The organism is Acetobacter oeni (assembly GCF_011516825.1).
GTDB classification, from domain to species: Bacteria; Pseudomonadota; Alphaproteobacteria; order Acetobacterales; family Acetobacteraceae; genus Acetobacter; species Acetobacter oeni.
This window is the reverse complement of sequence record NZ_WOTA01000019.1, coordinates 51384-67458: the sequence shown is the minus strand read 5'-3', so window position 1 is coordinate 67458 and position 16075 is coordinate 51384. Positions and strand designations below refer to the sequence as shown.

General features: G+C 56.9%; 8 protein-coding genes. All 8 read left to right on the top strand.

Annotated features, from left to right (window positions below; genetic code table 11):
* Window positions 1-78 precede the first annotated feature (78 nt).
* The 8 genes from secA (at window position 79) to GOB90_RS12640 (ending at window position 16060) form a co-directional block, all read left to right on the top strand.
* Complete coding sequence (gene secA / locus GOB90_RS12675; RefSeq protein WP_146887843.1) at window positions 79-2799, top strand: preprotein translocase subunit SecA; 2721 nt, start codon at window positions 79-81, stop codon at window positions 2797-2799.
* Window positions 2800-2967: 168 nt separating this feature from the next.
* Window positions 2968-3717: a YebC/PmpR family DNA-binding transcriptional regulator gene (locus tag GOB90_RS12670; RefSeq protein WP_146887845.1), complete on the top strand. Its 750-nt coding sequence runs from the start codon at window positions 2968-2970 to the stop codon at window positions 3715-3717.
* An 839-nt stretch (window positions 3718-4556) separates the two neighbouring features.
* Window positions 4557-6062, top strand: coding sequence for a Ppx/GppA family phosphatase (locus tag GOB90_RS12665; RefSeq protein ID WP_146887848.1), 1506 nt, complete (start codon window positions 4557-4559; stop codon window positions 6060-6062).
* 245 nt (window positions 6063-6307) lie between these two features.
* Entirely contained in the window at window positions 6308-7405 is a 1098-nt protein-coding gene (locus GOB90_RS12660; protein WP_146887850.1) for a chemotaxis protein CheB, read from the top strand.
* The gene (locus GOB90_RS12655; protein WP_146887852.1) at window positions 7402-9294 is read left to right on the top strand and encodes an ATP-binding protein; all 1893 of its coding nucleotides are present in this window, start codon (window positions 7402-7404) and stop codon (window positions 9292-9294) included. The genes GOB90_RS12660 and GOB90_RS12655 overlap by 4 nt, the downstream gene beginning before the upstream one ends.
* On the top strand, window positions 9287-11284 hold the full coding sequence (locus GOB90_RS12650) for a response regulator (RefSeq protein WP_306309436.1): 1998 nt from the start codon (window positions 9287-9289) through the stop codon (window positions 11282-11284). The genes GOB90_RS12655 and GOB90_RS12650 overlap by 8 nt, the downstream gene beginning before the upstream one ends.
* 266 nt (window positions 11285-11550) lie before the next feature.
* Window positions 11551-14016 carry a TonB-dependent receptor gene (locus GOB90_RS12645; RefSeq protein ID WP_261765953.1) on the top strand — a complete coding sequence of 822 codons (2466 nt, stop codon included), beginning with the start codon at window positions 11551-11553 and terminating at the stop codon, window positions 14014-14016.
* 10 nt (window positions 14017-14026) lie between these two features.
* Entirely contained in the window at window positions 14027-16060 is a 2034-nt protein-coding gene (locus tag GOB90_RS12640) for a phosphocholine-specific phospholipase C (protein ID WP_373322066.1), read from the top strand.
* The last annotated feature ends 15 nt before the right edge of the window (window positions 16061-16075 follow it).

Genomic DNA, 16075 nt, shown 5'->3' with positions numbered 1-16075 from the left:
CGGTGCTTCCTGACCGAGGAAGCATAAAACAGAGTCAGGCTTCAGTCAGAAAAAGCGTGCTGTTCCGGAAAGGTATTCATGCTCGCCTCGCTCGCCCGCGCCCTGTTCGGCACCTCAAATGACCGTTCGCTCAAGGCTTTCCAGCGCCGCGTGCCAGAAATCAATGCATTCGAGCCCTCGGTCGCCGCTCTCGACGATGCCGCTCTCGCGCATAAAACCATTGAGTTTCGGGAGCGCCTGGCAAAAGGGGAAACTCCCGACGCTCTGTTGCCGGAAGCTTTCGCCGTTTGCCGTGAGGCCTCGAAGCGCGTTCTCGGTATGCGCCATTTTGATGTCCAGCTTATCGGCGGCATGGTCCTGCATGCCGGTAAGATCGCCGAGATGCGGACAGGCGAGGGCAAAACGCTCGTCGCGACACTGGCCGTCTACCTTAACGCGCTTGGCGGGAAAGGCGTGCATGTCGTTACTGTAAACGACTACCTTGCGCGTCGTGATGCCGAGGAAATGAGCAAACTTTACGGGTTCCTCGGCCTGACAACCGGTGTGATCGTACCGAATCTACCGGACGAAGCGCGCCGGGCGGCCTATGCGGCCGACATCACCTACGGCACGAACAATGAGTTCGGCTTCGACTATCTGCGCGACAATATGAAATATCGGCTGGACGAGATGGTCCAGCGGCCGTTCAATCATGCGATTGTCGATGAGGTCGACTCCATCCTCATTGACGAAGCGCGAACCCCGCTCATCATTTCCGGTCCGGCGGAAGGTGACACAGAACTCTATAACAGTGTCGATTCCGTTGTCGCCGAACTGGTGAAAGACCCGGCTTCCTACGATAAAGACGAAAAACTCCGCACGGTTATTCTCACCGAAGAGGGGTCGGATCGCGTCGAGGAACTGCTCCGCAATGCCGGCCTGCTCGAAAACGGCGGTCTTTACGACGTTCATAACGTCGCTGCCGTTCATCATGTCCAGCAGTCCCTGCGCGCTCACACGCTCTTCTCGCGTGACGTGGACTACATTGTCCGAAATGGAAAAGTCGTCATTATCGACGAGTTTACCGGTCGTATGATGGAAGGCCGTCGTTATTCTGACGGTCTGCATCAGGCGCTCGAAGCCAAAGAACACGTCGAGGTCCAGCAGGAAAACCAGACGCTCGCCTCGATCACCTTTCAGAACTATTTCCGCCTCTATCCAAAACTGTCTGGCATGACCGGCACGGCCATGACGGAAGCGGATGAGTTTGCGGAAATCTACAAGCTCGACGTTATCGAGATCCCGACCAATCTCCCTGTCGCCCGTAAAGATGAAGATGATGAGATTTATCTGAACGAACAGCAGAAATTTGATGCGGTCGGTACACTCGTTGAAGAAATCCACAAAAGCGGCCAGCCAATCCTGGTCGGCACAACCTCCGTAGAGAAGAGCGAAGCCCTCTCCGCTGCGCTTAAGGCGCGTGGCATTCCGCATAATGTGCTGAATGCCCGCTTCCATGAAATGGAAGCCACCATCGTTGCTCAGGCTGGCGCACCGGGCGCAATCACGATCGCCACCAATATGGCGGGTCGCGGCACTGACATCAAACTCGGTGGCAATGTCGAGATGCGCATCCAGCAGGAACTCGAACACATCATTGATCCGGCGGAGCGTGAGGCCGCCGAAGCCGCTATCCGTGAAGAAGTCGCCCGGAATCAGGAAATCGTCAAAGCAGCTGGCGGTCTGTACGTTATCGGAACGGAACGTCACGAAAGTCGCCGGATCGATAACCAGTTGCGTGGTCGTGCCGGTCGCCAGGGCGATCCGGGCAACTCCCGCTTCTTCGTCTCCCTTCAGGATGACCTGATGCGTATCTTCGGCTCCGAAAGGATGACCGGAATGCTGCAGAAGATGGGCATGCAGGACGGCGAAGCCATCGTCCATCCGTGGCTGAACAAAGCTCTTGAGCGCGCTCAGAAAAAAGTCGAAGCCCGTAACTTCGATATGCGCAAGAATACGCTCAAATATGACGATGTCATGAACGACCAGCGTAAGGAGGTTTACGCGCAGCGTCGTGAATTCATGACAGATGATGATGTCGCCGCCATCGTCAATGATATGCGTGAGGAGCTGATTCTGGCTCTCGTCGATCAGCGTATCCCTGAGAAAGCCTTCGCGGAGCAGTGGCAGAGCGCTGAACTCACGGACGATCTTCGGCGTGTCCTGAACCTGGATCTTCCGATTGCCGAATGGGCAAAGGAAGACGGGATGGACCGTGAACAGGTCGCCGCGAGAATCGAAGATGCGGCCGCGCAGGCTCAGGCCGTCCGCACTGCTAATTTCGGTCCCGACCTTATGCGGTATCTGGAAAAGCAGATCCTGCTCACGACCTTCGACTCAGTGTGGAAAGAGCATCTGCATGCGCTTGACCAGCTTCGGCAGGGTATCGGCCTGCGCGCCTACGGCCAGAAAGATCCGTTAAACGAGTACAAACATGAGGCGTTCCTGCTTTTCAATGTGATGCTGGGGGAAATGCGCGAGCGTGTTGTCTCAATGCTGACCCGGGTCGAAGTCGCTCCGCCTCTTGAACCCAATCCGTTTGAAGGTGTCGCTGAATTTCATCCGGACCCGGGTGTCCCCGGTCTCGCGTCAGAGGCTGTGCAATACGTTTCCGCACCGGCTTCTGTCTTAACCGAACCGGTCAGTTCTGGTGCGATTTCCCCCGACGATCCGTCCACATGGGGCGAGACACCGCGTAACGCACCCTGTCCGTGCGGCTCCGGGAAGAAATACAAACATTGCCACGGCAGCCATGCCTGAGCGAGACATCACCGGAACGAGCCCGGGCGATAGCATCTGATAATATAAGGGACACAGGTTTTGTGATCTGTGCTCCCGCTTTTACCCGGATGGCGGGTTTCCGCCACTCCAGAATATTCCGCGCGGTTGCAACGACACCCGCACAGACAGAGAGATAACGAGGGCGGCATGGCTGGCCATTCACAGTTTAAAAATATCATGCACCGTAAAGGGGCTCAGGACGCGAAGCGCGCGAAGCAGTTCGCCAAGGTTATTCGCGAAATTACTGTCGCCGCACGTTCCGGCCTCCCCGATCCGGCATCAAATCCGCGACTGCGGGCCGCGATTTCCGCTGCCCGCGAAGTGAATATGCCGAAAGACACTGTCGAACGTGCCGTTAAAAAGGCAACCGGTGCAGGCGGCGGAGATGATTACACAGAGGTTCGTTACGAGGGTTATGGCCCTGCCGGTGTCGCCGTGATCGTCGAGGCACTGACCGATAACCGGAACCGAACCGCCTCCGATGTCCGTGCCGCCTTCTCAAAACACGGCGGCTCTCTAGGCGAGACCAACTCTGTCTCCTTTATGTTCAATCGTGTCGGTGTGATCGTTTATCCTGGCAGTGCAGCTTCGGAAGACGACATGCTGGAAGCAGCGATCGATGCCGGGGCTGAAAATGTCGTCTCTGCGGATGAGAACCATGAGATTACCTGCGCTGTTGAATCTTTCTTCACAGTGCGGGATGCCCTGGAAGCCCGCTTTGGCGAGCCGGAAAAGGCTAAACTCGACTGGCGTCCAGAAAACTCTGTCCCGCTTGATGAAGAGAAAGCCCGCAGCGTACTAAAACTTCTGGATGTGCTGGAAGACAGCGACGACGTGCAGAATGTTTATGCCAATTTCGATCTGTCGGAAGATGTCGCCGCTGCTCTTTCAGCCTGATATCGGAAAATAATCCCTGTGACTGACTTCACTGCAATCATCTGAAGAGAGTCGCAGGGAACTCATGCAATCTTTCGCCCTGTCTGGTGGTCGTTGGCATGATTTTTTTTCAGAGTCCGGAACGCTTTCACAAGCTCTTCAGGGAGCCGCTTTCCATCGGCCCGCTCGACAAAATTAGTGATCCGCACACCGGGTTTTAATTGCCGACAGATCTTTTCTCAGGTACACGTTCATCCATAATTCATGTTTGATCTGTCTCAACGCCATGTAAATGTCCTGAGACTGTAGAATCAGCTATAAATCTGGCCGCCACTCCATTCTATAGCAATGTTGCGCCATAATATATCTTCATATATTGCGCGACAGACGAACCGGATTTTGCAACCATATTGAACTGTTCAGGTAAAACATTAAATCCGGGAATGTTCCCGCAATCGTCGTGATTTTCGGTCAGAGAGAAAACGGTGCGATACACGCAGTCTCCGGATCGAAGACGCGACCAGCTACAGCCTGTTCGACGAATGACGACATAATAGTCGCCGGCACCAGAAAACAGGTGCGCCGAAATGTAGAATCAGATGCAGGAAAGCGTTCCCGCCGAGTGACAGGAAATGCCGCGACAACGATGCCGGTCGAAATCCGGAGCGGAATTTCGCGTTAATACAGCGTTCGGTTCTCTGCGGAATTGTCGTGACAGAAAAAACACAAAATTCATAGCACTCTGGCTTTGGTATCCGCGACGTGATCGGCTATAGGGCTGCTCATGACAGGAGCGTAAGGGACAGATTCTTTCGCGCCCGAGCAGCCCCGGCGCCCGAAAGCGCCCGAGAGGAGCATTTATGCAGGCTGACCCCCCGGCACGCTCTGCCGTCGTCGATCTCGGCTCCAACTCCGTCCGTATGGTCGTGTTCGACGGAATCTCCCGCAATCCGGTTCCTATTTTCAATGAAAAGGCCGTCCTGCGCCTTGGTCGCGGCCTGACAACAACCGGCAGACTGAACGAAGATGGCGTTGCCATGGCTGTGGACGTTCTTCGCCGCTTCCACGCCATCGCGCGTGGTATGAACGCCTCTCCGTTTGAAGTCCTTGCGACCGCTGCTGTCCGCGATGCGACAAACGGCCCGGAATTCGTCGCCTCACTCCGCGAACTCATGCCCGACGTGCCGATCCGTATCCTCTCAGGCATCGAGGAAGCCGACCATTCTGCCCTTGGCGTGCTTTGCGGCATCCCCGAGGCCAACGGTCTTGTCGCGGATATCGGTGGCGGTTCGCTGGAACTCATCCGTCTCGACAGCGAAGGCCGGCACAATGCCGACACACTCCCGCTCGGCGTCATCCGCCTCAGCGACCGGGCAAGCGGCGATGTCACCCATGCCAAAGCCATTGCCGATGCCGATCTTCATGGCGTTCAGTGGCTTAACGAAATGCGCGGCAAGACACTCTATCTTGTTGGCGGCGCATTCCGCGCACTCGCTCGCCTGGAAATAGCCCGGACAAATTATCCGCTCAATATCGTCCATTATTATACACTGACCCCGCAGGCCGCCCGTGACATGACCGGCTGGCTGATCCAGAGCAACCGTCGCGCGCTCGAGCGTCTGCCCAATGCTCCTAGGAAGCGCCTTGACGACGTGCCTTTTGCCGCCACGGTCCTCCGCCGCCTGATCAGGCGTGTTGAACCGGAAAAAATCGTTTTCTGCGTCGATGGCCTGCGGGAAGGCTGGTATGCGACCAGCGTCGCCCCGGATCTCCAGGCCCTGGACCCGCTCGAAACCGTCTCCAGGGGTATGTGTGCCCGTCTGGGACGCAGCGACACGTTGCCTGATGCTCTGATTTCCTGGACAGACTCGATTTTCCGCAGTGAAACCCCGCGTCAGCGTCGCCTTCGTCTGGCCGCCTGCCGTCTCTCTGATGTCGGAAGCCACGATCATCCGGAATATCGGGCTGAACAGACTTATATGCGCGTGCTCTGGGTTCAGGGTGCGGGATTCGACCATCAGGCACGTGCCAGCCTGGCTCTGGCTCTGGCCGTTCGCTACGAGGCCGAGCCCGATACCGCGCCATATCTCAGAACGTCCAGATCCCTGCTGGATGACGAGGCTTTTACCTGGGCTGTTACGCTCGGCCTGGCGCTCCGCCTTGCCTATGTCCTGTGCGGTGGCACCGAAACCCTGCTCGACGGAACCCGGCTGGAACTGACGGGCAGCGAACTCTGTCTTCACCTGACATCCGCCCGCGTTGCTGTGCGTGGAGACGCGGTCCGTCGTCGCCTGACCCGTCTCGCACAGGCTATGAAACTGACCGCAAGACTGGACGAGGGCTCGCAGGCAGCCATCCCGGTATAGGAGTTTCATGATCTGTGCGGAGGAGATGGCAGATAACCGGCTGAGGTGATTCGTCTCGTTTAAAAATTTCAGAAACCGGTTGTTCACGAACTTGCGAAAAGCATGTCGATGCGTCTCATCGTATGCTGACGTCCGCTGTTCATGCTTCACACACGGAAGACAGAGAGTCAGGTGCCGATAAATGAAGTTCCATCAAAAACCGGCAACGATATGCTCCTGTTTGCTATTCCGGTCGGATACTGACTGTGTCTGACAAAATCTTTTCGTTAGAAGCCGCTTTCCGCAGAAATCCGTCTCTGCCCGATGATGGATCAGCTGTCAGAATTCTTCTGGTCGATGACGATCCGGCTGTCCGGCAGACTTTGGGAAATGCCATAATCGCTCTGCCCAACGCCAGCATCTGCGGCGAAGCATCGGATTCTGAAGAGGCTTTCGATCTCATTGCCAGTACCGTTCCCGACCTGATCGTACTCCGCACCGACCTGCCAGGTATGAACGGTCTGCAGATCACGCGCTCCATCATGGTCCGTCAGCCCACGCCAATCATCGTGACAGCAGATCCCGCAACGCCAGATCCTGAGATAGCGTTTGAAGCCCTGCGCTCAGGTGCTCTGGCCCTGATGCCGCGTCTGGTTCCAGGCCATCCCGCTCAGACACTCGCCTCCCGTATCGTGGCATGTGCACGGACAGCAAAAAAGGTTGCCATTGAACCAATGAAAGCGCCGGAACGACCGGACACGTCCATTACCCCCCGTCTTATTGTACTACTGGCCGGCGACGGTGCGATCGGTTCCGTCATTCGCCTGCTCGTCGGACTGGACCCGGTGGCAGCTCCTCTGCTCCTGGCGACCGATATCGACCCCGGCTTTTTCGCCGCGTTCGTCGCGTGGCTCAACGACATCGTTCCTCAGGGAGCAGCCCCGATGAAGCAGAGCGCGCCGGGGCCGCTCCGCGCCGGGCCGGTTCATGTTCTTTCCGCAGGAATGATCGCGACCATAACGCCGGAAGCAGGCGTTTCGCTTATCGCCGGCCAGCCTGGTAATGTTTCAGAATTCGACCTGCTTCTCATAACTATGGCCGAGGCACTCGGACCTGCCTCGGCCAGCGTGCTGCTCGGTCATGCCGGTAACAGCGGCGCCTCAGGCTTGTTGGCTGTCAGCAGGGCCGGGGGCACGACCTTCGCTGAATTTCCCGCCGCCTGTCCCTTCGCGCAGGCCCCTGGCCTTGCCAGGCGAACCGGCGCCACCGGATTCTGCGGCTCAGCAGATACTCTGGCTTCCCGCCTCTCCGGGATCGCCATCAGTGCAACCCCGCAGATACGAACTTCCGGCCACGTGTCATGACAGACTTCGCGCCTCGTCTTCTTCTGGTAGAAAATGAGGCTACACGAAATCTGAAAGTCGGCCGCACTCTGGAAAGCTGCGGCTTTATCGTTGAAAGCACCCGCAGTGCTGAACTCGCGCTCGAAAGCCTGAATACCTGGCTGCCGGCAATGGTCATCACCGACCTCGATCTGCCGGGGATGAGAGGCGAGCAGATGGCCCGTCAGCTTCGCCTCAATCTCGCGACACGCGCCGTACCGATCATTATGCTCACCGATGGTCATCAGCCGGAGCGGGAGAGGCAGGCTCTTCTCGCCGGGATCGACGCCTGCATTCCGCGTTCCGCGGACGCCCGGTTTCTGGCTTTCCGTATCCGCGCCCTTCTGCGTGGTTATCCGGCTCCCCGCTCGCTTCTGAAAGAACCGTTCCGACACCCCGCCGTCGCCGTCGCGACAGGGGAGGGCGGCCTTCTCGTATCCTGGTCGCCCGCCGAGACGGGCGAAATACAACATCGCCCCAGACCCATGCCGGGCGTGCCTCCCGTTATCAGTCTCCTCCGGGGTGAAGGCATGAAGGTCGTCCCTGTTGCCGCTCCGGATCTCGCATCACCCGAACTCTGGATCGGCACCGTTGACTGCGTGATCATCGACCTGACATGCCCGATCTTCAACGGACTGTCCCTTTGCCGTGCGCTCGATGACCGCCGGGCGGACAGTGCCATTTCCGGCGATGCACCACTCCGGCTGCTCGCCTTCGCGAATGCGGAAGGCTGCCGGGAAGGATTTGCGGCAACTGTGTACGCCGCCGGCGCCGATGATCTTATCGATTCCAGCATTGGTTCCGAATTTCTGCTGCTGCATATCCGGGCGCTCCTGCGCCGCAAGGCTCTTCTCGAAGAAACCCGCCGCAGTGAAGCCGAACGCATTGCGCGCGAGGCAGCCATGGAGGGCGCACGGGCCAAGACCGTGCTTGCCGAAGCACTCGAACAGGCAAATGACGAACTCGCCAGTGCCAATCGTAAGTTAATCGAAGCACAGACCAGGCTGGTGCAGTCGGCTAAAATGGCCTCTCTTGGTGAACTTGTCGCTGGCATAGCCCATGAGTTCAATAACCCGCTCGCTTTCGTGCTTGCCCACGAAGACACAGTAACCCGCACGCTCGAACGTGCTCTGGCAGCGCTTGATGCCGGTCGGATCGCGGAAGCGCACGCCATGCTGGAGAAAAGTCGCGACAGGCTTGGTGCCTCATCCATCGGCCTGGGCCGTATGCGCGGTCTTGTCAGCAGTCTGAGGCGCTTCTCCCGACTCGATCAGGGCGATTTCGAAGATGTAAACATGCCGGAAGCCATCAATACCGTCCTCGCGCTGCTCATGCCGAAACTGGAAGATAAAATTGGTGTCTCATGCGATTTTCAGGCGCCTCCCCTCCTTCGCTGCCAGATGGCGCTCGTCCATCAGGTGGTTATGAACATCATCAGCAACGCCGCCGATGCTTTTGTCGCCCCCGTCGATCAGAACAAAGAAGATGTATTACCCGGCCGGCGGCATAAGACAGGGCAGCCAATGATCCATATCACGACAATCCTCGCTCCTGCGGATCCGGCCTGTTCTGAAAAAACCTCCGGACAGTATGTCATCACGATCAGTGATAACGGTCCGGGTATTCCGCCCTTTCTGCGCGAGCGTGTGTTCGAGCCCTTCTTTACGACCAAGCCCGTCGGTGAAGGCACCGGGCTGGGCCTCGCAACAGCCTACGGGATCGTGAAGGCTCATCAGGGAACTATCGACGTGAGTGAATCGTCTGAGGGCGGTGCCTGTTTTGCAATTTCCATACCTGTCCTTCCGCATCCGTCAGCGGCGCATGACGTAACAGATACACGACCAGCCGAGGCTCATCATGAACATGTCTGATCCTCTTTTCGTCGCGCGGACAGTACTCCGGGACCGGGTCCTGATCGTCGATGACGAAGCAGAAATTCTTGTTGCCCTGACAGATCTTCTCGAAGACGAATTCGATATTCTCAGCGCTGTATCCGGCCAGGAAGCCCTGACCATCATGGCGGATCACCCTGAAATTTCGGTCATAATCTCGGATCAGAGAATGAGGGATATGACCGGTGACGTCTTTCTCTCGGAAGCCGGAAAACATTCCGATGCAGGGACTATTCTTCTGACAGGGTATGCGGAGCTTCACACGGTCGTTGGCGCCCTTAACCGTGGCGTCATTACGTTCTATGCCGCAAAGCCATGGGAGCCGGGCTCACTTCGCGCCATGGTGCGTGAAGCCGCCGCCGCCTGCCGGACCCGTCGCGCGCTTGCCACAGAACAGGCTATTCTGCGGAGCCTGTTCGATAACCTGCCACTCGGCCTGGCCTTTGCTGACGATATGGGACGTATTACGCGTCTCAACGATCTGGCGGCTGCCTCTCTCGGGCATTCCGTGGAAGACTGTCTCGGACATACCGAGCAGGAACTGCTCTCCTCTCTGCCATCCCCGTCCGCGGACCAGGGCAACAGCAGACAGGATCTGGTCATGAGGCCGGATCCGTCCGGAAGAGAGCGGTGGCACCGAATCTCACGCGTTACGCTGGCCGGGTCCGATGCCAGGGTGATCGCAGATAACGGGGCTGTCACGCCCGCTCTCCACAGATCCGGCCTGGGAACTGTTTCCGTTCTGATCGATCAGGATGTCACAGATCTGATCGAAATGGAAAAACGCGCCCGTCAGGCCGATAAAATGCAGGCTATCGCCACTCTTGCCGGCGGTATCGCACATGATTTCAATAATCTCCTCACCGCCGTCCTGGGGTCACTTGAACTCGTGACCGACCTTCAGCCTCCAACCGATCCCAACGTCGCGCGCCTGTTTACCAACGCCATGGATGCTGCCCGTCGTGGTGCGGTCCTGACCCAGAAACTTCTGGACTTCAGCCGACCCCGTGATCTCGCCCGACGCGCAGTTGACGTTCCCGTCCTGCTTGGCCAGATGCAGGGTCTGCTGACCCAGAGCATCGGCGGCGGTGGCCCCAGGGCCATTCCCGTCCGCCTGGATATCCCGGACGAAAAATTGCCACTGGCATCCACCGATCCGTCGTTGCTTGAGGTGGCGCTTGTCAATCTGTGCCTGAATGCCCGCGACGCCCAGCCGAAAGGTGGAGAAATCGTCATTTCGGCCCGTGACGCCATCATCAGGCCCGAGACGTCCTCAAACGCAGTCGAAAGCAGTTCCGGCGAAAATAAAAAAGCCGATCGTCATCTGCCTCCGGGTCATTATGTCCTGATCACCGTCACTGATCGCGGCATCGGTATGTCTCCGGAAACACAGGCGCGTATTTTCGAGCCGTTCTTCACCACCAAATCCGTAGGCAGCGGCATTGGTCTCGGCCTGCCCATGGTCTACGGCTACATGCGGCGTAATGGAGGTGACGTGCGGGTCACCAGTACGCCGGGAGCCGGCACGTCTGTCGCGCTCTGGCTCCCGATCGTGCAGTCGCAGACTGACCTTGAAGCCAGTCCGCGTAAAAACGATAGTCCGGCGCCGGATCTGTCAGAAGCGCGCAGTGTTCTCGTTGTAGACGATGATCCGAATGTGGCAGCGGTAACAGTAGGTTTTCTGCAAAAAGCAGGTTTTTCAGTTCTGGAAAGCCACAGTGGCGCGCAGGCTATCAGGCTTGTCGAAAAACGTCCTGACATTGGTCTTATCATCATGGACCTGCTTATGCCCGAAATGAACGGAGACGAATGCGCCCGCCGTATCGCCGTGTTGCGTCCTGACCTGAAAATTCTGTTCGTGACGGGCTTCGCGGACAGAGCGATGCTGCCGAAACACGCACGGGTGCTCCCTAAACCATTCACCCGTGAAGCATTGCTGTCAGGCGTGGAAGAGCGCCTGTCCGCCTGATTACCCGTCGTTCTTCCGGTAAAATGATCAGTTAATTCCAGTATAAGATCCCGCATACGAGGAAAGAAAATACAGGTTTCCTCCCTGTTGTGGCGGGCTTCGGTTCGTTTCCATCTGTCAACATTGTGTATCAGGTCGTCAAGCCGGTTTTGGCCAAAAATGGTTACTTTCCTCAGAACATGAAAGGAAAACGAACCACGCTGTCCGGCGGGTTCTTTCCATGGCGAGGCGAGTGTCGCGGGCTCGATCTCCGGAGGAGGACCACTGTGCACTTCAGATACGTCGCAAACATTGTTGCTGCCATCACATTATTTACGTTTCAGAGTCATGAAGCTCTGTCGGCGGACCCGGATGTCAGCACGCCCCGTAGCAAGGCAAAAATAAAGGCAGACCAGCCCTGGCATCTGTCAGGAAAATCGGCCAATATTCCTGCCCGGACTACAACTCCTGTCAGCAGGAAGCGCGCAGCCGTCATGCAGGCTGCAGGCGATGAGGCTGTCTCGGTGCAGAGTGTCCGCCGCTCGCATGGATCACAGGTTGTAGTCGGAGCAAAGTCGATTCAGGAAGAGGTGCCGGGTGTCAGCGTGCTTAAAGTGCTGGCTAAAATGCCTGGTATCATGCTCCAGACGGCAGACGCACAGGGACTGGATATCTGGTCACAGATGTTCTTCATGCACGGCTTTCTGCAAAATCAGGTCGGTATGACCCTCGACGGTATTCCGTTGGGCGACCAGCAATACCACTCCTTCAACGGCCTCAATGTCATCAATGCCTGGTCCTCGGAGAATATGGGCAGAATGGTCGTCTCCGAAGGGGCCGGGGCCGAATCCATCGCCAGTACCTCCAATCTTGGCGGTTCGGTCGAATATTTTTCATCTGATCCTAAACACAAAGCTGGTGGCCAGCTCGGACAGACGTTTGGCTCCAATCTGACAATGCATACCTTTATCCGTCTGGATTCCGGCGATCTCAACAAAACCGGGACACGGATGTATGTGTCCTACATGCGTAATGATGAGAACAAATGGAAAGGCGGCGGCAATCAGTTCATGCAGCAGGCGAACGCTAAACTCGTGCAGCCGATCGGACATGACAGCCAGATCTCCGCGCTTTTCGACTGGGGTGATCTCGAGCAGTATCAGTATCAGGATCTGTCATTCGACATGCTACATAACGGCGGATCGCGTCTTGATAACTTTATCGGCACCCCCGACGGTTATGCAAAAGCCTATCGTCTCGCGCTCGCCGCGAACGACAAACCCGGCGGAGCTCTTCCTGCCGGGTACAGTAAAATGTCAGATCCGTACGACGCCTCCTATTACGATGGCGGAACAGTAGAGCGCGATTACCTTGGCGGCCTCAACATGGATTTCGCCCTGACCTCGCGCCTTCGCTGGAAAAGTGTCATCTACGGGCAGGGACAGTATGGACGTGGCTTCTGGACCAGCCCCTATCCATGGTATTCAAACGGCCTTATGCCAAACGGCTCTCCGCTCTTCGAACAGATCACCATCGAGAAAGCGCAGCGCGGCGGATTCACCTCTGCCCTGTCCTACGAAATTGCCCATAACAGCATCAGTGCCGGCATATGGTATGAACACTATCACGTCGATGTCGGCCGCAACGCCTATGAAGAGCCGGTTCTCGGGGAGGGAACACCCATTAACGCAATGGGAAGTCTGCCGGACGCGACAGCACGCCTCTGGGGGCAGTCCTTCAACTCCAACAGCTTCACGGCCTTCGTCCAGGACACCTGGCATGTGCTGCCGAATCTTAACCTGCATTTTGGTTTCAAGTCGCTATGGCAAACCGTCAGCGGCAGCGAAACAGCGAATATCGCTGCCTATACAGGAACGGACGCCATTGCCTCCGGCAGCGTCACGACCGCAAAAGCCTTTCTGCCGCATATCAGCGGTGACTGGCATTTCCTGAAAAATCATGAACTTTTCTTCGATGTTGCGGAAAATGTAAAATCCTACCCGATCTCCGGCTATAAAGGTGGCGCATCACCGTTCGCCATGACGGAGAGTGCCTATCAACAGACGGTCGGAGAAGGGAAGCTGAAACCTGAAACGGACTGGAATTATTCAGTCGGTTATCGCTACACGGATCACCTGCTCGCAGCATCCCTTTACGCCTATCACACCAACTTTCACAATCGGCTCCAGCAGATCACAAGTGGTTCGATCACCAACCCTTATTCAGCAGTCATGAACGTCGGAGGCGTTACCATGAATGGCGTAGATGCGGGGCTGACCATCACGCCGGTCAAAGGACTGTCGCTTTACAACTCCATCAGCTGGAATCACGCTACATACGATAATAACGTCACAAGCGATGGCACGACCTACGCAACAGCCGGAAAGCAGATCGTCAATTACCCCCGCTTTATGTATAAAGCGAGCCTGTCCTACACATGGCATCACGCCAGCGCACATATCGATACACAATACATGGGACAACGCAGCTACACCTATACCGGAGACCTGCATGTTCCTTCATACTGGCTTACCAGTCTCGGCGCGATGTACCGGTTTGGAAATCTCGCTCAGTATGACCGGCGGCTTGGCTTCTTCCAGGACGTGACATTCAGCTTCAACGTCTATAACCTCACCAACATCAAATATATCTCTACAACAGGCGAGAACGGAAATTCCATGCAGGGTGATGATCAGTCTTTCCTGATCGGCGCACCCCGTCAGTATTTCGGTTCCATGTCTGTCAGTTTCTGATGTCCCGCCCATCGTGACGATATTCCGGACAGGCCGAAGAGGATTTCTGAAAAGCACCGCTGCCGTTACAGGCGCGGCACTCATGCCTCAAAACATCCGCAAAGCCCTCTCTATCCCGCCACGCCGTGTTAGCGGGACAATAAAAGATGTCGAACATGTGGTGATCCTGATGCAGGAAAACCGCTCTTTCGATCATTACTTCGGCTGTCTGGGCGGTGTCAGAGGCTACGGTGATCCCCGCGCCTGGACATTGCCCGATGGTGCCCCGGTCTTCTCCCAGCCAAAGGGCAGAGGCAGGCGCGTCCTCCCGTTCCGGATGAACACCGTTCATACCTCGGCCGCCTGCCTTGCCAGCCTTGATCACAGCTGGAAAGCCTCGCAGGCGGAATGGAATGAGTGGGATATCTGGATCAGTCGCAAAACTCCCATGACCATGGGCCATTTTACGCGTGATGACATTCCGTATTACTACGCGCTGGCCGACGCTTTTACCATCTGCGATGCATATCACGCCTCCATCTTCGGCCCGACTAATCCGAACAGACTGTTCCTCTTTACCGGGACCAGCGGCCTCGGTGCCGGACATGCGGACAATCAGGTTATCGTTAACGTCGATGACGGCAATTCATCCGCGGATATCAGTCTCGATAACTCCGCCTTCGCTCCTTTCCGATGGCAGACATACCCTGAATGCCTGCAGGAAGCCGGCGTTTCGTGGAAACTCTATCAGGAATACGATAACTTCACCGATAACCCGCTCCAGTCCTTCGCCCCGTTCAGAGGCGTGTCACGATCATCGTGGCAATACCAGTCTGCCCGCCGGATCGTCCCGGGTTCAACCCGGGAGAACGCCACGACATCCGAAGGCCGCTTCCTTATCAGGGCATTTGAAAAAGACGTCGCGGGAGGAACGCTGCCCCAGGTGTCCTGGATCGTGCCGTCCCAGGCCATATCCGAACATCCGGATGCCCCTCCCGGATATGGTGAAACACTGATCTCCCGCCTGATGGATGTGTTCGTCCGTCATCCGGACACCTGGGCGAAAACCGTATTCATCCTCAATTACGATGAGAATGATGGCTTTTTTGACCACATGCCCGCTCCGGTTCCGGCCCTCACGCCGGAGACAGGTAACTGCTCCGTGTCCACAGATGGAGAATCCTGGCACGGTGTTCCTGTCGGCCTTGGGCCGCGCGTCCCCGCCATTATCATCTCGCCCTGGACAAAAGGGGGCTGGGTCAACTCCCAGCTTTTCGATCACACCTCCGTCCTGCGCTTTCTGGAAACACGCTTCGGCGTCACTGCTCCCAACATCACTCCCTGGCGGCGTGCGGTTTGTGGTGATCTGACCACCGTTTTCGACTTCACCCGGAATGACCCCGGATGGGAGGTCACTCTCCCGGATACAGAATCCTATCTCACGCAAACCCGTCAGTCCTGCTCCCTGCCAGCGCCGGCCTTGCCTGCACGGCAGGTAATGCCTCGCCAGGAAGCGGGACAAAGACGGGCCCGGGCAATTCCATACACGCTGGAAGCCAATGTCAGTAACGGGCACATCTTACTGGCGAACAGAGGCGGGCAGGGCGCGGTTCTGACTTTTACAGTATGCGGCAGTCCCACCTGTCATTACACGCTTGGTCAGGGAACTGCCGTTGATGTGCCCGTCGAAATGACAGCCGGAGCCTCTGTCGTCATTCATGGTCCGGACGGATTCTATCGCGCCTTCGCGGGGCGATCCGCTCCTGACGTTTCCCTGTCGCTGCGACCCGAGACCGGTGAAGTGGCTCTGACGATCATTAATACTAAACGGCACCAGATCCGCTGTGTCGTGAAAAATGCTTATGAATCCAACATGCTCCGAAATTTTGTCGTAAATCCATCGCAAACGGTCGAGCAGATCTGGACCGTGAGTAATGCCGACCACTGGTATGATCTGACACTGACAGATCGCACGCACCCTGACACACATTTGCATTTTGCCGGCCATATGCAAACCGGTCAGCCAAGCCGGAGCGATCCTCATATCAGCCGGATCAATGCCTGAATTTTCGTAAGCTGA

Bases quoted from the DNA above. Each gene is read 5' to 3' on its own strand.
- secA (WP_146887843.1), top strand. From the start codon at position 79: ATGCTCGCCTCGCTCGCCCGCGCCCTGTTCGGCACCTCAAATGACCGT.
- GOB90_RS12670 (WP_146887845.1), top strand. From the start codon at position 2,968: ATGGCTGGCCATTCACAGTTTAAAAATATCATGCACCGTAAAGGGGCT.
- GOB90_RS12665 (WP_146887848.1), top strand. From the start codon at position 4,557: ATGCAGGCTGACCCCCCGGCACGCTCTGCCGTCGTCGATCTCGGCTCC.
- GOB90_RS12655 (WP_146887852.1), top strand. From the start codon at position 7,402: ATGACAGACTTCGCGCCTCGTCTTCTTCTGGTAGAAAATGAGGCTACA.
- GOB90_RS12650 (WP_306309436.1), top strand. From the start codon at position 9,287: ATGTCTGATCCTCTTTTCGTCGCGCGGACAGTACTCCGGGACCGGGTC.